The 18,971-nt window shown below is 25.7% G+C and carries 23 protein-coding genes; all 23 read right to left on the bottom strand.

Features of this window, described 5'->3' with window-relative positions; genetic code table 11:
• Positions 1–133: 133 nt before the first annotated feature.
• Positions 134–784: an RNA polymerase sporulation sigma factor SigH gene (gene sigH / locus DWX74_RS07870; protein ID WP_118549487.1), complete on the bottom strand. Its 651-nt coding sequence runs from the start codon at positions 782–784 to the stop codon at positions 134–136.
• Positions 785–829: 45 nt separating this feature from the next.
• A complete protein-coding gene (locus tag DWX74_RS07865) occupies positions 830–1,393 on the bottom strand; it encodes an NYN domain-containing protein (protein ID WP_118549486.1) in 564 nt (187 codons plus the stop codon).
• Entirely contained in the window at positions 1,393–2,127 is a 735-nt protein-coding gene (gene rlmB, locus DWX74_RS07860) for a 23S rRNA (guanosine(2251)-2'-O)-methyltransferase RlmB (protein ID WP_006440479.1), read from the bottom strand. Before rlmB ends, DWX74_RS07865 begins: the two co-directional genes overlap by 1 nt.
• A 13-nt stretch (positions 2,128–2,140) precedes the next feature.
• On the bottom strand, positions 2,141–2,899 hold the full coding sequence (gene thyX / locus DWX74_RS07855; RefSeq protein WP_006440478.1) for an FAD-dependent thymidylate synthase: 759 nt from the start codon (positions 2,897–2,899) through the stop codon (positions 2,141–2,143).
• Positions 2,900–3,096: 197 nt separating this feature from the next.
• Positions 3,097–3,708 carry a hypothetical protein gene (locus DWX74_RS07850; protein WP_118549485.1) on the bottom strand — a complete coding sequence of 204 codons (612 nt, stop codon included), beginning with the start codon at positions 3,706–3,708 and terminating at the stop codon, positions 3,097–3,099.
• Complete coding sequence (locus DWX74_RS07845; RefSeq protein WP_118549484.1) at positions 3,678–4,223, bottom strand: hypothetical protein; 546 nt, start codon at positions 4,221–4,223, stop codon at positions 3,678–3,680. The genes DWX74_RS07850 and DWX74_RS07845 overlap by 31 nt, the downstream gene beginning before the upstream one ends.
• Before the next feature lie 290 nt (positions 4,224–4,513).
• Positions 4,514–6,070: an ABC transporter transmembrane domain-containing protein gene (locus tag DWX74_RS07840; RefSeq protein ID WP_147382058.1), complete on the bottom strand. Its 1,557-nt coding sequence runs from the start codon at positions 6,068–6,070 to the stop codon at positions 4,514–4,516.
• Between the two features lie 147 nt (positions 6,071–6,217).
• On the bottom strand, positions 6,218–6,379 hold the full coding sequence (locus DWX74_RS11085; RefSeq protein WP_158573250.1) for a hypothetical protein: 162 nt from the start codon (positions 6,377–6,379) through the stop codon (positions 6,218–6,220).
• 176 nt (positions 6,380–6,555) lie between these two features.
• Positions 6,556–7,812 carry a radical SAM/SPASM domain-containing protein gene (locus DWX74_RS07835; protein WP_118549482.1) on the bottom strand — a complete coding sequence of 419 codons (1,257 nt, stop codon included), beginning with the start codon at positions 7,810–7,812 and terminating at the stop codon, positions 6,556–6,558.
• 39 nt (positions 7,813–7,851) lie between these two features.
• Positions 7,852–7,995: a hypothetical protein gene (locus DWX74_RS11080; protein WP_158573249.1), complete on the bottom strand. Its 144-nt coding sequence runs from the start codon at positions 7,993–7,995 to the stop codon at positions 7,852–7,854.
• A 168-nt stretch (positions 7,996–8,163) separates the two neighbouring features.
• Positions 8,164–8,352, bottom strand: a complete 189-nt coding sequence (locus DWX74_RS11440) for a LytTR family transcriptional regulator DNA-binding domain-containing protein (RefSeq protein WP_442952067.1) — start codon at positions 8,350–8,352, stop codon at positions 8,164–8,166.
• 50 nt (positions 8,353–8,402) lie between these two features.
• Entirely contained in the window at positions 8,403–8,876 is a 474-nt protein-coding gene (locus tag DWX74_RS07830; protein WP_199647622.1) for a LytR/AlgR family response regulator transcription factor, read from the bottom strand.
• A gap of 455 nt (positions 8,877–9,331) precedes the next feature.
• On the bottom strand, positions 9,332–9,478 hold the full coding sequence (locus DWX74_RS07825) for a cyclic lactone autoinducer peptide (protein WP_118549481.1): 147 nt from the start codon (positions 9,476–9,478) through the stop codon (positions 9,332–9,334).
• Positions 9,475–10,065: an accessory gene regulator ArgB-like protein gene (locus DWX74_RS07820; RefSeq protein ID WP_118549480.1), complete on the bottom strand. Its 591-nt coding sequence runs from the start codon at positions 10,063–10,065 to the stop codon at positions 9,475–9,477. Before DWX74_RS07820 ends, DWX74_RS07825 begins: the two co-directional genes overlap by 4 nt.
• A 101-nt stretch (positions 10,066–10,166) precedes the next feature.
• Positions 10,167–11,480 (bottom strand): sensor histidine kinase, encoded by a 1,314-nt coding sequence (locus tag DWX74_RS07815; RefSeq protein WP_118549479.1) that lies wholly within the window; start codon positions 11,478–11,480, stop codon positions 10,167–10,169.
• On the bottom strand, positions 11,474–12,187 hold the full coding sequence (locus tag DWX74_RS07810) for a LytR/AlgR family response regulator transcription factor (protein WP_118549478.1): 714 nt from the start codon (positions 12,185–12,187) through the stop codon (positions 11,474–11,476). The genes DWX74_RS07815 and DWX74_RS07810 overlap by 7 nt, the downstream gene beginning before the upstream one ends.
• A gap of 264 nt (positions 12,188–12,451) precedes the next feature.
• Positions 12,452–13,090: an ABC transporter ATP-binding protein gene (locus DWX74_RS07805; RefSeq protein WP_118549477.1), complete on the bottom strand. Its 639-nt coding sequence runs from the start codon at positions 13,088–13,090 to the stop codon at positions 12,452–12,454.
• 8 nt (positions 13,091–13,098) lie between these two features.
• Complete coding sequence (locus DWX74_RS07800) at positions 13,099–15,306, bottom strand: hypothetical protein (RefSeq protein WP_118549476.1); 2,208 nt, start codon at positions 15,304–15,306, stop codon at positions 13,099–13,101.
• Between the two features lie 85 nt (positions 15,307–15,391).
• Positions 15,392–15,607 carry a hypothetical protein gene (locus DWX74_RS07795; protein ID WP_118549475.1) on the bottom strand — a complete coding sequence of 72 codons (216 nt, stop codon included), beginning with the start codon at positions 15,605–15,607 and terminating at the stop codon, positions 15,392–15,394.
• An 83-nt stretch (positions 15,608–15,690) separates the two neighbouring features.
• Positions 15,691–17,025, bottom strand: a complete 1,335-nt coding sequence (locus DWX74_RS07790; RefSeq protein ID WP_118549474.1) for an ATP-binding protein — start codon at positions 17,023–17,025, stop codon at positions 15,691–15,693.
• A complete protein-coding gene (locus DWX74_RS07785; RefSeq protein ID WP_118549473.1) occupies positions 17,019–17,735 on the bottom strand; it encodes a LytR/AlgR family response regulator transcription factor in 717 nt (238 codons plus the stop codon). Before DWX74_RS07785 ends, DWX74_RS07790 begins: the two co-directional genes overlap by 7 nt.
• A 150-nt stretch (positions 17,736–17,885) precedes the next feature.
• The gene (lepB, locus tag DWX74_RS07780) at positions 17,886–18,407 is read right to left on the bottom strand and encodes a signal peptidase I (RefSeq protein ID WP_118549472.1); all 522 of its coding nucleotides are present in this window, start codon (positions 18,405–18,407) and stop codon (positions 17,886–17,888) included.
• Positions 18,408–18,575: 168 nt separating this feature from the next.
• Entirely contained in the window at positions 18,576–18,971 is a 396-nt protein-coding gene (locus DWX74_RS07775; RefSeq protein ID WP_118549471.1) for a Mini-ribonuclease 3, read from the bottom strand.

Here is an 18,971-nt window from a genome sequence, read left to right as displayed (position 1 = left end):
TAGTACCTATATTAACATGAGGTTTACTTCTTTCAAATTTAGCTTTAGCCATTGTCTAAATTCCTCCCTTAATAATATTATTTTTTATTTATCTTATTGCAGTTGCAATATGTCTATGTTATGTATTTTACTATTAATCATTTACATTTTCAAGATGTTTCTCTAATTTTCTCTTCACTCTCTGCAATGCATTGTCAATAGATTTTGGTTCCTTACCTATTATGTCGGCGATTTCTTGATATGATTTACCGTTTAAGTACAATCCAAGAACCTCCTGCTCTAATTCACTAAGCAGTTTATTTATCTTATCTTCTATATTTTTTAACTCTTCCTTACTTATAATAAGCTCTTCTGGATTAGTAACCATACTAGCTGTTATTATATCAAGCAGAGTTCTTTCTGACTCTTCATCGTATATTGGTTTGCTCAATGATACATAAGTATTTAGCGGAATATGCTTTTGTCTGGTAGCAGTCTTTATAGCGGTTATTATCTGTCTAGTTATACAAACTTCAGCAAAAGATCTAAACGAATGAGCTTTAGTTTCATCAAAATCTCTAATAGCCTTATAAAGTCCGATCATACCCTCTTGTATTATATCTTCTCTATCTGCTCCTATTAGGAAATAAGACTTCGCTTTAACCCTTACAAAATTTTTGTATTTTGCCATTATGTACTCAAGAGCCATTCTATCCCCATTAGCTGCTCTTTTAACTATTTCATATTCTTCTTTTTGTTGCTGATTTTCATTCTGTTCTACATTTTTTTCTTCCACTAGCTCCATCCAATCTCCCCCAATAAATATTTTATATTCAAAGGCATATATTATTTACTTTTTATTAATTCTCATTCTTTCTAATTTGTCCCAAACCTCTCTGTTTTCATGGTTCAACCTATCGCCTATAGTATTTCTCTGTATAGTTTTCTTATGACTGCTATTTTTTTCTCCTATCTTTTCCTTAGACTTCATAACATCTAACTGAAGTTCCCTAGCAGAAATTCTTGCAGCTCCTTTACCTAGTACAATCTGCTGCTCAGCGTAGTCACTTGTAGCAACTTTTAAGTCGATAAACTCCTTATTAGGCAGCTCTGCAATATACTTTTCTATATAACTATCCGCTGTCTGATGCTCTTTAGTAAATACTATCTGCACAGAATCTGATCTCTTTTCTTCATATCCAGCAGAATTCTTTACATTATAAGCATCAAATACTATAGTTGTTTTGTATCCCATATACTTAGAAAACTCTATCATATAATCTACTAACTTCTCTCTAGAGCTTTCAAGGTTTATCTTAGATAATTCATTCAAATCATCCCATGCGTTAATTATATTGTATCCATCAACTATAAGAATCTTTTTCTTTTTTTTCTTTTTAAACTTTGCAGCCATTATTTACCCGAAGTTCTCTGTCTAAATACCTCATAAAGCAGTATTCCACCTGCTACCGATGCATTTAAAGACGTTACATTACCTACCATAGGCATACTAACTACAAAATCACAGTTCTGTTTAACAAGTCTTGATATACCAAATCCTTCACTTCCTACTACTAATCCTAAAGGACCTGTTAAATCCTGTTTATAGAACACTCCTCCATCCATGTCTGCAGCTGCAATCCATAGACCTTCTTCTTTTAGCATCTTTATAGTATTTACAATATTAGTTACCTTACACACAGGAACATACTCTACTGCCCCAGCAGATGCCTTTGCAACTACAGGAGTTATATCTACTGATCTTCTCTTAGGAATTACAACAGCATGAGCACCTACTGCATCTGCTGTTCTTATTATAGAACCTAAGTTGTGAGGATCTGTTATCTCATCTAATATGATGATAAATGGATCTTCTCCCTTTTCCTTAACTTCTCTTACTACTTCTTCTATATCTTTATAGATATAATCACTTATAGTAGCTATAACACCCTGATGGGCGTGGCTAGTACTCATCTCATCTAGCTTATGTCTATCAACATACTGAATAACTATCTTCTTTTCCTTTGCCATAGCTATTATCTTCTTTATTGAACCTTCTTTTGAAGAATTAGATATAAGCAATTTTTCTATATGTCTATCGTTTTTTATCGCTTCTATTACGGGATTTCTTCCTTCTATTATAGCCATAATATTTTCCTTCCTATAAATTCTTAAATTTTTCTCTTATCTCAACAACCTTACCACAAGTCATCTTTCCTTCTGGACAAGGCCCTTTCACACATTTTGGTCCACAGTTTCTAAACATTATAGGAGCTACTTTTTTCACTTCTTTAAGCATCTGTGTAGCCATTTCCCTTATTTCCCACTGAGCTCTTTCGCAACATCTGTGGTCAAAGAAATTGTAAAGACTTCTAACATTCATAGTCATTACTATTTTTGTTTCACAAGCATTTGGGAAAACATATCTAGCATCTTCTATAGCCTTCTTCTCAGCTAATCTAGTTGCTTCTTTTTCTGATTTTCCTTCTTCCATAAATTCTTTTTTATGTTTTTCAGATAATATATCTACTATTCTATCGTAGTCTTTCTGATCTCTTTCCATAGCTTCTACAAATATCTTTTTAGCTTCCTCAGATTTTTCTATTTCTGGTGGAATTATATATTCAAACTGATCTAGTTTTACATATCTCTGAGATTGCTGGGAATAACTAGCTATTCTGTGACGAACAATCTGATGAGAACATGCTCTAGATATTCCCTCTACTCCAAAAGTAAATGACACATGCTCAAGTGGAGACTCGTGTCCTATATCAGTTAACATTTTTAAAAAACTTTCTATCTTTTCATCTGTAAGATTTTCTTCTATTCCTTCAACACCAACTTTAGAGTAACAAAGCTTTGCAGCCATTGATACAACTTTCTCTGGTTCAGGTGTATGTGCAAGTAATTTAACTTTCATTTTATCACCCCTAAAATATAATAGTCCAGTCTATATTATATCATTAAAATAATATTCTGTCGCAGTTTTTCTGAAAATATAAAACAAGAATAAAACACACTAAAAATAAAATATTTTCCAAAACAAAAAAGGAACAAGATACTAATCACTATTTCTCTTGTTCCAATTTATTATTGTTTTATTTATTTTTTCTTACTTTATTTATAATATCTATACTCACTATCCTTATAACCTGGATATTTTTCTAAAGTACACAAATCTTCTATATTTAATATATTTCCATATTTTTTATCCAACTGTTTTGCCATACAAGGTCCTTCACAATAATAATCATCTGAATACGGTAGCACATGAGCTGTTCCATATATACCTACAATTCTTTTATCTTCTAGCTTTTCATACTCTTCTACAAATTTTTTTACCATTATATTTTCTCTATAAGTTTCAGTATTTTCATCATCTTCATAATATTTCTTTCCTTGATTTATATCTTCAACAGCCTTATTATAATCATCAGTTCCAACTTTTCCATTTTCTTCCAAGTATTTTAAATATCTTTTTCCACCCGTTTTGTATGTATGACATAAATCAGTTCCGTAAAATACTGTTTCTGGATATTTTTCCTTTATTTCTTTAAAGAAGTTTATATTTTCTTCTGAATAGGCTAATGTCTTTTCATAATCTTTAAAAAGCTCATTTAAAATTTTATCATCGTCTGATTTCATCCATATATTTAAAAATTGAGCATCTACATACGAATATTCAATAAATAGGTTTCTCATACCATATTCTTTATAATATTTGCCCATAGATCTGCTTCTATTTTCTTTATGCCGTTATAATCATGGGTTTCACCATATAGAAATATTCCTTCTTTACTTTCTTTAGAAAAGTCTTTTAAATCTCTATAACTTATTTTAAAATCACCCTTGTGATTTTTTGCTTTTATACTAACTTTAACCTCAGGAGAAACTTTTACATTAAATATATCCATCGATTCATTATCAATCAAATGGTCTGATACTGTTTGATTAAATAGTTTCTTACCATTCCTATCTTCTACTATTATGTTAACTTCTCCAAATTCAGATATTACGCTGATAAATAGGTTATCTCCCTTGCCACTCATGTTGGCTTCTTTTTCACCTCTGAAAAAATTATACTCGCAGCTCCAAGAAGAGTTATTCTTTTCTTCAAGAGAATTAACTACTATTCCTTCATCAGTTTTGAATCTAAATAGCAAAAATACAAACAGAAGGATTATTGCATATACCGTCATTAAAAGTGGTGATGTTAGTATGTCTTTTAAATTTCTTTTACGCATAGCTACCTCCAGAAAAAGCATTTATTTTTAATATATAATAAAATATACTTTATTACCTTACTATTAATTCTAACATACCTACAATATTAATGATAAAAAAATAACCACTACATATTTAATATAAATAGTGATTATTTTTTTACTTTAACTTTTATGAAAATTGTATTATACAAAAGACCCTACATGATTCCATTCTTTTTTTACAAGAAGATGGTGAAGGACCTCCTCCAAGTCTTTCTTCATTTGAATTACATTGTGGTTCATTAATCCATTTCATAGCTCTATCTCCTTTACAAATAAATTTTTTTAACATCAAAACCTTTAAATGCTTCCTCTTCATGAGAAGCAAATATAATAATGCTATCGTCCTTTATTTTTTCAATCAATTTATAGAACCTTTTTTTATTTTCATAATCTAGGGCAGATGTTATCTCATCAAAAATATATACTTCCTTTTTTTCAACAAAGGCTCTTGCTATTAAAATCCTCTGCTTTTGACCACCGGATAAATTACTCTCTTTATTTATAACCGTATTATACTTATTTGATAAACTATCTATAACTTTATCTAAATCCAAAGTTTTACAAACTTTTTCTACAATTTTTTGTTCTATATTCCTATATAAAGATATATTTTCATATATTGAGTCTGTAAATATATATGAGTTTTGATCTATATATACAAGATTGTTTTTATAGTTATTAAAATCAAATTTTTCACTTTCATTTATTATAAATCTATCTGATAGCTCAGGATATAATCCTGCTAATATATCAAAAAATGTGGACTTACCTTTACCACTTTCTCCAACAATTTTATAAATATTCCCTTTTTCAAATTTAAAACTAAAATCATTTATAACACTTATATCTTCTGTATAAGAAAAGCTAACGTTATTTAGTTCTATTGAATTTATATTAGTATTTCTATCATCTATAATTGATATTGTTGAAATTTCATCTATTTTATAATTTGAATATATATTTTCTATTCTTTCTAATGAAACACTTATATCCTGTATTAACGCATTAAAATTAGATAAATTATTACTTTCTAATTTGAATTTAGATGCGTAAGAGTTAAAACTGACTAAAGTTCCTATTGTTATTATATTTTTCAAACATAAAATACTTCCTATTAATAATATTAATATACTAGATATAAAAGAGATAAAATCAACAACAATATACATATCTATTTCCATTTTTTTCTTATTTACGGCTGCTGTATATACATCATTTGTTAATACTTCAAATTTTTCATTTCGTTTATTACCTATATTAAATATTTTAAATATTTTTAAAGCATTAAGAGAGTCATTTATAAAGTTCATATATCTATCTTTCAATTCCATTAACTCTTTTAATCTATTTTTTATTAATTTTCCCATTAATATAAAAATAATAGCTTCTATTGGAACAAATAATAAAACAATTGCACTAAGTCCTATATTCATTGTTAACATTATAACTAGTATTATTACTATAGAAACTACACACTTAATAAAATTCAAAAGTTCATTAAATATGTTTGAAGCTATCATTCCATCTTCCTCGATATTATTTATTAATAAACCTTTGTCAATATTTATAGTGTCTTTATAACTAAACATTAGGATTTGAGAAAATATATCTAATTTTATTTTTTTCTCTATCCTTGCTGTTATTTTTAATAAATATATAGACTCTATTCTATATATAATAATTGTTAATATAAATAAGAATGTTAATAATAATATATACTTGTATATATCTACACTTTTTGAAGAAATACTATCTATAATACGCCCTACTATAAAGGGATCTAATAAAGAAAAAAACATTTCTATCAAGATTAATATTAACATTATAAAAAATTCATATTTTTTTATATCTAGTTTTTTTATATATTTGATTATTAATAACACATCCACACAAAATTCTTTTATTTTATAAATTATAGTAATCACTTCTTTCAAATATATAATTTATAGCCACAATATTTTAATATATTTTTATTTATTAGTATTTTTTATACTTTTATTTTTTCTATTACATTCTACAATACATATATTGCCACTAGGTGTTTTTATATCTTTTCCACCATTTACTCTATCTAAGAACTTTGATATTGATTCCACATCTAGTGGATTAAATATCCATTTCATTCCTTTCATAAAGTATCACCTTCTATTTGTTACCTTGAACTAAACAAAAAGTTTTACAAAACTTTTTGCAAAGAGCAAAAGCTTTACAAAAACTTTTTCCGCTTGCTATTTCTGCATTTTTAGGTTCATTTATCCAGTTCATATTGTACCTCCTTAAATACTGTGACTATAAATTTTAACAATTTTTATAAACTACTTTTATATGCGTTATCTAGCATTTGATCTATTAAGAATTTTTGTTCTCTGCATACAGCTTCTCCACGTTTTCTCTTTTGGAATGGACATCCTCCCATACAAATTGGTAAAAGTTTACATTCTAAACATTTTTTATCATCGAAAGGATTATAATTATTATAGAAGAAAAATGTTTCATTATATTCAAATCCATCTTTTACATTACCTATAATTCCTTCTTTTCTACCAATCTCATCCCAACATTTATATAAATTACCTTCTGGATCTATTACAAATCCATTTGAATTAACAGAAACACAAATATTAGGATTTATCATAGGTATATGATTGAAAGTTTTATTATTTTCTGTGAACTTATTATGTAAATTTGAAAATTCTTCATAAGTTAAAATAGATTTATTTTTATTTGTTTCTTCAGAATAATCATCTACTTTTGCTACATATAGAAAAACTTTATCATATATGTCATTTTCTTTTAAAATATTTACTAATTCTTCTATATAAGCTTTGTTTGTATTATCTATGTTAACCCTTATTGTTATATCAATTAAATCACACGTATTTTTTATATTCTCTATTATTTTATTAAAAGTACCTTTCCCTGAAGCAAGCTTTCTTCTAGCATCATGTATTTGCGGAGGACCATCTAATGTTATTTGAGCTGTTTTTACTTTATATTTATTTAATTTTTCCGCATACTCCCTTGTCAAAAGATATCCATTTGTTACAATTGATGCATTGTATTTATCAATATTTATATATTTAAAAACCTCTTCACTAATTTTTTCAATTACATCTATTGCTAATAAAGGCTCTCCTCCATACCAAGTTATATCTAAGTCTGAATTATTTTTCAGATTATTTCTTATGAAGTCTACTATATTGTTAGCAGTTTCATCACTCATATTTTTAAATTCAATTCCCTTTTCATAGCAATACGGACAAACAAAGTTACAAGCTTGAGTTGTTGCTATTGTAAGTCCTAAATAATCTTTATCATATCTAGCAGAATTGCTTATATATTTAATAAGTTCTACTTCATCTAAAAAATCATCTACTAGCATATTTCCCTTTATTAATTCTCTTTTTAAATCAGTATTAGTTTTATCAATAAATTTACTATTCTTTAAAGACTCATATTCTTCTATTTTTTCACCATCTAAGAAAAGTATTCCTGAACTTATTGTGTTATAAATCAACTTTCCTTTATCTACATCTCTTTCTATATTAAATGCTGAAATTTTCATAGTCTTATATTCCTCCAGTATATAAATTCATAATTAATGTTATCTTGAAGTTGGATATATTTTTGTTTTACATGCTACAGGATATTTTGATGAACATACCTTTATAACACATCTAAGCTTACATTCTTTACAACTTTCCTTTCTCTTGCTATTTTGTTTATTTGGCTCATTAATCCACTCCATAAATATTTCCTCCATTTTTTATATTTTATTATCATAGTACTTTACTACATCTATATATTTAATATGTTTTAAAAATAACATTCCCCCAAAAAATATTCAATATATTATCTCCAACTGGTCATTTTAAAGCTCCAACTGGTATTAATTTTACTGCATGAAAGCAATTCTTTAGCTAACTATATCTCCTAACATATATGTAAACTTTGTTTTAAGTCCTTTCATTCTATATCTACTTACACTTATTTCTTCTTCTCTAATATATACACTATGTTTATTTATACTATTTATATATTCCATATTTATCAAATAACTTTTATGACATCTATAAAAATTATATTTTTCAAAATCTTGCTCTATCTTATCAAGACTTCCTTGTGTGTAATAATTAGAATCTACTGTATGTATTGTTAATTCTTTTTTCTAACTTCTATATAAGTTATTTCTTTTATTGATATTCTTCTCATACCATCTCTATTTTCTATTATAAAGTTTCCCTTTTTCCTTTTTATATCTGATATACAATTTAACAAATGTTTTTTAAGCTCTTTGTATTCTATAGGTTTTATTAAATATCTATACGCTCTAACTGTGTATCCATCTTGTACATACTCAACTAAAGATGTTACAAATATTATTTCTGATCTATCACTTTCTTTTCTTATTAATTTTGCTAAATCCATTCCTGATAATCCATTCATTTTTATATCTAATAGAAAAATATCAACTTCTTTTAATATAACCCCACTTGATAATAAATCCTCTGCCGATTCAAACTCTATTATTTCTATTTCCTCTTTATATTCATAAAATATTTTCTGAATATACTCTTTCAATTTTTCTCTTTGTAATATTTCATCCTCACAGATAACAATTTTAAACATTTTTTTCTCCTATAAGTTATACTCGTTCTGTTAACTTATTTATTATTGAATCTCAATCCCCGTAGGGTTTACAATAGTTTCACCACAAAATAAATTCCCCCTACAGAAAGGAGTCGAAAAAATTGAAACCTAAATTTAAATGCCCTGTTTGTGGTATTAGCTATAGTCATCAAGAAAAAGTTAATTGGTTTATAAAATATTGCATACGCAGCCTAAAAATTTTATAATTTTCTTAGGTTTAATTGTTGTGTATTTTTTTATATTTTAAAACTTTTCAAAACCTATCGATTATTTTTTCGGTTCAAATTCTATTCAATTTTTATTTTTATCATAACAAGTTAACAAAAACAAATACTTTTTAATTATATTTAATATTATACTATTTTTTATTATTATCTATTACAACCATAAAAAAACTGCTATAGAATATTTTTAAGTTTTCTATAGCAGTTTTTTTATTTAAGTTTTCTAAATTTATCAACGTCTTTTGGAACTGTGGGCTGATTAGCAATCCACATTGATGTTGTATTTGCCGATAAAAATAACATACAAATAGCCAATGAACCTATACTCTTCAATATCCTATTTAATATTTTCTTCATCTTCTACCTCCAAACTCTTGCTTAATAATTCCCATTATCAGCATAATAAATATACATATAATAGATGATGCTACATAATATATAAATTTATATGCGTTGTTATATCTTATTCCTATCCATACTAAAAATACAACAATACTTGCTAAAACTACCGCTACTCTCTTGAATATTTTTAACTCTTTTTTACTTAAAGGATTATTTCTATGTTCTAATGGAGCTAAAAAACAAATCCCTATATAACTCATTATCATCTCAAACAAAATTAAATAATCTAACTTATAGTAAAAAACAAATTCAACAAAGCATATATTAACTATATAAAGTAGCATAAATGCTAATAAGCATCTTTTGTAATTATCTGCGTGATAACCACCTGTAAATTGCCTAATTGGACAATAACATAATAAGAATAGTACTGTTTCCTTAAATATATTTAACGAATAAGCTATAATCAATATTGCTGATATATTAACTAAAAAAGCTATTAATATACTAAATGCGTATGAGTATAATTCGCTTTCTTTTTCTTCTATTGCCTTATTAGAAATTAAAAAAGATGTTATCTTGTTAGCAATGGATTCGACCATTTTAGTCCACCTCCATATCTTTTATGCTTACAAAATAACATCTTTTTTCTGAATATTCAACGATTTATCCCCAACTGGTCGTTTTAGAGCTCCAACTGGTATTAATTTATGTCTATAGGTATATAAATTATCATTACAAACCTATTTTCTTCTATCTTTATTTCTACATTTCCATTATATTTTTCTACTGAGTTTCTTATGCTGCTTATACCAATCCCATGTAAAAAGCTATCCTTTTTATCTGTAATTATATTGTCTTTATCTATATTAATAGGATTTACTTTTGTATTTTCACACCTTATCACAAAATATTTATTTACAATTGCACCTCTTAATTTTATCTTTCTTTTTATATCAGGGCTTTCTATCTTTTTACAAGCTTCTATCGCATTATCTAGCATATTTGAAAATATACTACAAAGATCTGTAGCTTCAATAAAACTACATTTTTCAAAGTTTAAATCAACTTCAAACTCAATATTATTCTTTTCACATATAGATTTTTCTTCTTCTAATATAACATCCAAAATCATATTTTTTGTACTAAATGTATTTCCACAAGATTTTATTTTATCTTCTATGTCTTTAATATAATCATTTGTAGCTTCATTATTTTCATACATACTTTTTATACATAATATATGATTGTTCATATCGTGATAAAGGCTTCTTGTTTTTTCTTGAGATTCTTGGATTCTAGAATAATATTTATACTGCATATCCATCTTTTCCTTTATAATTTCATTTTCTGCTTCTAGTTTACTTTCATTCATTAATCTACCTACAACTTTAATTATTGAAATATTTGAAAATAAAAAAACAATGGATAAAACGATTATAAGAATATGCTCTATGTGGCTTGTATCTTTATCCATTAAAATATATCCAAAGATAACAACAATACTTATAATATTTGTACTTATCGGTATCACCAAATCCATATAATCTTTTTTTAGATTTGATAAATCTATCTTAAAAATTTTGATTATCGGAACTATAAGTGTCAACATAAACTTTGACAATATAATAAGCTCCAATCCATAAATATTGTTTCCTACTATACCACTCATATCTTTTGTATTGTTCAAAAATCCAACTAAACTAATTCCTATAATATCAAATCCCATTAAAAGTAAATAATATATTAAAATTACAAATAACGCTTTTTTCAAACTTACATCATAATTGTATAGATATACAATATATGAAATAATAATTCCTATCAATAATTTTAGGTTCATCTCAAAATTTATAATCGTCAAAACTATTATTATAAGTGCTGCTATTATAAAACTTGTATTTATTTTAATCTTATTTACCTTTTGATTACTTATTTCATCCAATACTAACTTCAACACTATCCATTCTATAGCAGTAGATAAAACTGTTACCACATTCCAAAACACACTTAACATAATATATCTCCCAACATATATGTAAACTTTGTTTTAAGCTCATTCATTCTGTGCCTGCTTACATATATTTCCTCTTTCCCAATAAATACACTATTTTTAGTTATACTCTCTATATACTCCATATTTATTAAATAGCTCTTATGACATCTATAGAAGTTGTACTTTTCAAAGTCTTGCTCTATCTTATCTAGGCTTCCCTGTGTATAATAGGTAGAATCTACTGTATGTATTGTTAATTCTTTTTTTCTCACTTCTATATACATTATTTCTTCTATTGGAATTTTTCTTATTACATCTCTATTTTCTATTATGAAATTCCCCTTTTTCCTTTTTATATCTGATATACAATTTAACAAATGTTTTCTAAGCTCTTCATATTCTATAGGCTTTAGTAAGTATCTATAAGCTCTGACTGTGTATCCTTCTTGAATATACTCGACTAAAGATGTTACAAATATTATTTCTGATCTATCATCTTCTTTTCTTATCAGCTTTGCTAAATCCATGCCTGACAATCCATTCAATTTTATATCTAATATAAAAATATCAACTTCTTTTAAAACAATATTATCCGATAATAAATCCTCTGCTGATTCAAACTCTGTTATCTCTACTTTTTCTTTATTATCATCAAATATTTTCTGAATATATTCTTTCAATTTTTCTCTTTGTGATATTTCATCCTCACAGATAACGATTCTAAACATTACTTTCCCCTCTAAATATTTTGCCAAAAATTTATAACTATTACTTTAAGTTTTCTTTAATTATTTCTGACTAACTAAAAAATTATTATATTAATTACTTCATAATATTATATTACTATTTAATTTCTAACGATTCAACATATCTGGGCGTTTTGTAATGATTTGTGCATTTAAAAATTAGCAAACAAAAAATACTGCCATAGTTTATCTTTTATTAAGATATTCTTATGACAGTATTTTATAATAAGTCTTTATTACCAAATTTTAATTCTTTTCTAGTAAAACTACTTTTGTTGATATTTCCTTTATATCCTTATCATGTGTTGCAACAATTATCGTTTTACCTTTTTCATTTTCTTTTTTTAAAAGCTCTAAAATTACCTGCTTATTCTTTTCATCCAAAGATCCTGTAGGTTCATCGGCAAGTATTATATTTGTATCGTGTAGTAACACTCTTGCCATAGCCACTCTCTGCTGCTCTCCACCAGATAGTTCATATATAAAGCTTTTTATCTTATCACTCAATCCAACATACTTCAAAACTTCTCTTATTTTTTTGTCCTTTTCAGGTTTAGAGTGTTTCCTATATTCTAATGCCAATTTAAGATTATCATACACAGTCATCTCATCTATAAGAGCATAACTCTGAAAAAGATAGCTTATCTCATTTCTTCTCATTAATATAGCTTCTTTTGAATCTATCCCTATATTTTTTCTTCCATTTATTATTACATCACCAGAGTCAAATTTTTCTAACAAGCCTATTATATTTAATAGCGTACTCTTTCCGCTGCCACTCTCTCCATATATAGAAACAAACGCTCCTTCTTCAAACTCTATACCAAAATCTTTAAAGACAGTTCTATTTCCATATTTTTTATTAAGTTTATCTATCTTTATCAAAAAATCACCTACTTCAAATCTATATAGCTTATATCTGTTTTTCTTATCTTAATAAGAAGGTACACAAACTCTAAAACAACTAGTCCTACATATATTAAAATAACTGGAGTAAAGTCCATCTTATAATAGAAGTTCATTTTTATATACATATAGAACTCTCTCCAAATTATAAGAATATACGCAAAAGAGAATATATTTTTTAAAGCATAACCATTGAAATAAGATTTAAATATTTTCATCCTGTTATATCCTAAGAAATATTTTATACCTATTTTTTTCTTATTGCTTTCTATATATTCATCTAAGTCTACTTTTATCATTCCTAATGAGAAAATTATCATCAACACTACAAGAACCGAATATGTTATCAGACTTTTTCTTAACATAATTGTCGCTCTATCTTCCATTCCTTGTATTGTGTCAATTCTTGAAAATCTATCTAACAACTTTGTTTCATAAAGTATTTTCTCTACTTCTTTCTCTGGATTTTTTATATCATCAACTTTAAATTTCATATATCCATTGTTTATAGCTGAGAAATACATACTATTTCCAGCATATGATTTATTTCCCATATCACTAAAGTTTTCAGAGTTTATAACAAATGCTATAGGGGATATTATATAATTTGTTTCTCTTACCATTTCATCATTTAATGGAAATTCATTGCTAAGTGAATCAAATTTTTGATTGTCATCAATATATATTATTTTCTCTTTTAATTTATTTGCTTCTTCTCCAATATACTTTCTCTCTATAGTGGCAAAATAATTTTTATATTTCAAATACTCTTTATATGTATCTATTTCATCTTTTCCTTTATCATATAATGGAATTGATCCTTCAGATACTCTAAATAGGTGGTCATCTTTTATAAATTTTAAAACTTCTTTATTTCCTTTATATCTTTCAGGAATCAAAACTGTAATTGTGTATTTATCATCATCTATATTTTTTATTCTATTCCCATTTTCATCATATATTTTTATCTTTTCAAGATAGTTATTATTTATATAAACATAATCATCTAAAAATCTTGCTTCCTCAAAAGTTGTTATATTTGCCAAAGGTTTATTTCCTGGTCTTAAATATAGTCCACCCTGTTCGTTTGATAACTTCCATTCTTCAGCTTGCTTTTCCATAACTTCAAAAGTTGTATCCAAATCTCTACTTTCTAGAATTCTAAAGTCTGTACTTATAGTTACATAATCGTTGTTTCCCAATCTACTTCCGATATCTCTATTTTTATATTCAAAGAAATAATTTGCAAACATACCTACAAGAGCTACAGCAAATGCAGTAAATAAGGACATTAAAACTTTATTTACTTTTGTATATTTTATCTTTTCTTCCTTATTTATAGTATTTATATTTACTCTATATACCATAATAGTAGAAATCATCAAGTTTAATGTAAATAAAATGACTAAATACATTATTGTTGGCTTCAATAAGTATATTAAATACCTAAAATCTATAAATTGTGGATATGTTTTTAAAACAAAAAATACAATAAAACATATAATTGCTGTTATAAGACCTATAATATTTTCATTTTTATTTATAGTTAGTATTATTTTTGTATTTGAATAACCAAACATTTTATATACATAAATTTTCTTTCTATATATTTCTTTATTCTTACACATCATAACCAAGAGAATAAGAGATGATACAATAAATGCAGCAGAGTATAATATATCCATATCGTTAGTAAATCCAAGAATATATTCTGATTTTGGAATTATTGTCGCTTCAAACTTATTATCTTCGTTGATTCTATTAACAAAATTTGATACATTCCCATTAACTAAATATTCACCATATATTCCAGTATTATCTATACTTTTATAACTACTTTCTCTTATTACAACATCATTACTTTTTATTTCTTTTGTATTATCTCCGTCATTAAAATTATATAGGTTTATTCTAACTTTTCCATTTTGATAATTTAATAGAGTTCCTATCTTTTTTATATCTAATTCTTTTGATATTGATTTTAAATATTTTATCTGTTCATCTTTAGAGATATATTCCGTTGTTTTATATTTATTTGTTTTTTCTTTATCTTCACATATATATACTATTTGAGAGTCTTTTTGAAAAAGTATGCTATTTATTTGATTGTACATACTCTTAGTATCTACAAACGAAAGTAGAAATATGAAAGAACATACAAAAAATGTATATAATGCTTTATTTTTCTTCTTCATAAGCACCTCTTTTAAACATATAGTTTATTTACATAAAAAGTGCTGTTATAAAAATATTAACATTAATAACAGCACTTTTATATCATTATTTTTTTAGTAGATTATTTAGCCCCACAAAGAAACTAATTCCACCTATAACAATAGGAGCAAGTGAAAAACAGAAGAAACTAATCAATTCTATATTTCCATATCCATCTGGATAGGCACTTTGAAAAAGAAAGTTTCCTATAGAATCACACGAAAATACTAGTATTACACCTATTACTATTAAAAATAAACTTAAATTATTATTTTTATCCATATAAATTATCCCCCTTATTTTTTATACTCATAAAATAACATATTTATTAATATAATTTCAACAAAAATGCCCAACTGGGCATTTTATAGCTCCAACTGGGCATTTTTACTAATCGGTATACATATAACAACAGTAAATTTATCTTCTTCAAACTTAAATTCTACACTTCCATCATATTTTTTCACTGAACTCTTTACACTATTTATTCCTACTCCATGCAAATCCTTATCTTTCTTATCTGTCATTATCTTATTTCCAGATAATAGAACATCGTTCTCTTTTGTATTGATGCACTTTACAACAAAAAAATCATTTACAACAGTTCCTTTTAATGTAATTTTCTTATCTTTATCTTTGCTTTTAATTTTATTACACGCTTCAATAGCATTATCTAAAATATTAGAAAAAATACTACAAACATCTACCATATCCATAAAATTACATTTATCAAAGTTTATATCTACTAAAAAATCTATCTTATTCTTATCACAAATATATTTCTTCTCACTTAGAATTATATCTAAAACCATATTCTTACTATTAAAATTATAATTACAAAAATATATTTGATTGCTAATATCTTCAATATACTCACTCGCTGCACTATTATTTCCGTACATCTTCTTTATACATATCATATGATTATTAATATCGTGATGGATTTTTTTAATAGTTTCTTGTGATTCTTGTAAGCTTAGATAATGTTTATATTGCATATCCATTTTTTCTTTTATTAATCTATTCTCTGATTTAATCTCGTTATCTTTCATAATACGAGATATCATCCTGATTAATGATATATTGGAAAACAATAGCACTAGAGATACACATAATATCAATATATGATATATGTTATTTGTATCTTTGTCTTTTAATACATGTCCAAATATCACAACAATACTTATGATATTTGCAAATATTGGTATTATCAAATATGCATAATCTTTCTTTAATAATTGTAAATCTAACTTTATAACTTTTAACGTTGGTACAAATAGAGTTAACAATACTTTAGATATTATTATTAACTCTATTCTATAGAAATTACTACTAATTAATTGACTCATATCTTTAATATTATTTAAACACGCAACTAAACTTAACCCGATAATATCAAACCCTATTAAAATCAATGAATATAACAAACTTACAAACAATATTTTTATTTTATTTTCATTATAATTATAAAAATATACTAAATACATTATTAATACGCCTAAGCCCAATTTTAAATTAACATTTAATTTTATATAAGTCAAAATAAAGAATGTTAAAAAAGCAAATAAAAAACTAATATATAATTCTACTTTTTTACTTTTTCTTTCACTTATTTCATCTAATATTAACTTTAATACAAACCATTCAATCCCTGTAGAAATACATTCTATGATCATCCAAAATATATCTACTTTTAACATATTATATCACCTAATAATAACGTAAATTTTTTCTTAAAATCTGATATTCTATGCTTACTAACAGGAATTTTATTACCATTTATTATTATTTCATTTTTATCTATTGTTTCTATATACTTCATATTAACCAAATAGCTTTTATGACATCGATAAAAATCGAATTTTTCTAGTTCTTTTTCTATTTTATCCATACTACTTTTAGTTTTGTAGCTATTTTCTTTTGCATATATTGTAAGTTCTTTTTTTGCAACTTCTATATACATTATTTCATTTATAGGTACTTTATGTACTATCCCTTTATTTTCTATCATCATAAAGTTATCTTTTTTCTTTTTTATATCATTTATACAACTTAACAAATGAGTTTTTAATTCTTCGTAGTTTATCGGTTTTAGTAAATATCTATATGCCCTAACAGTATATCCTTCTTGAATATAATCAACTAAAGAAGTAATAAATATTATCTCTGAAATATCATTTTCTTTTCTTATAATCTTTGCCAAATCCATCCCTGACACTTCATCCATTTTAATATCTAAAATAAATATATCTGTATCCTTTAATACCTCTTTTTCTTTCAAAACATCTTCCGCAGAATTGAATATTAAAAGTTCTAATTCTTCTTCAACCTCTTCAAACACTTTATAAATATATTCTCTTAATTCTTCTCTTTGTAACAACTCATCATCACAAATAACAATCTTAAACATTACTTTTCCCCCATAAAAAAAGGACTATATATAACTAAAGTTAATATATCAATCCTATTTATTTTGTAACATTATATTACTAATGAAAGTTTAATTTATCAATATGTTTTGCTATTTTGTAATAATTTGTATCTATTTATATAATATCTACTAATCAAATACAGTTACTTTATTAATAGGCAATATTCTAATAGCAACTTTCCCTATTATATCCGATATCTCTATTGTTCCAATTGAACTATCTCTACTATCTCTGCTGTTAGATCTATTATCACCTAAAACAAATATCTCATCGTTAGGTACAATAATATCTATATTGCCCATTGTATAAAAATTATCTAAATATTCTTCATCTAATTTCTTATCATTAACATATACATATCCATCTTTTATAACTACATGATCATTTGGCAATCCTATTATTCTTTTAACTATTTTTTTATTTTTATTGTTTTCATCCAATAATTTTGATTTCGCTACTATAATATCTTCTCTTTCAGGTTCATCTAACTTATACATAAACTTATTTACTATTAGATAATCCTTATCTTTAAGCGTTGGAAACATAGAGCTACCATCAACTAAAACAGGCTGCACAAATATAGATACTGTTACAGCAATAACTATAGCTGTTACAATTATTTTTATCCGTTCTTTAATTTTATCTCTCATTTTTATATTATCCTTTACTCAGACTAAATTTTACATTTCTATCTTAAATATATCTATCTTTTTATTGTAAACCGTCAAATAATACCAAAAATATACCATATTTTTTATATAATTACAACAAAAATGCCCAACTGGGCATTTAAAAGCTCCAACTGGGCATTTTTTCATTTACATATCTTCTTCTATTATCGCAATTCCTCTTCTAACAATCTCTTCAAGTCTATCTATCTGCTTATCAAGATAAAGATAACCAATCAGAGCTTCAAAACCAGTTGCGTGTTTGTAGTCTACTATATCCATATTCTTTGGAGCTGTGTTAGACTTCTGGTTTCTTCCTCTCTTAAAGATTCTCATCTCTTCCTCAGTTAAATCATTCTCTATAGTGTGAATAACCTTAGACTGAGCATTTGCATTTACATATTTTATCGCCTGCTTATGAAGAGTGTTCACCTTGTTATTGCAATTTTTTTTAATTAAATATTCTCTTATATAAGATTCATACACAGTGTCCCCAAGATAAGCAAGTACCAATGGAGACATAGTTATTAATTCACTTTTTTCCAT

It is taken from the genome of Peptoclostridium sp. AF21-18 (assembly GCF_003478825.1).
GTDB lineage: Bacteria > Bacillota > Clostridia > Peptostreptococcales > Peptostreptococcaceae > Peptacetobacter.
Note: the sequence above shows the minus strand (reverse complement) of the source record. Positions and strands in the feature narration are given on the sequence as shown.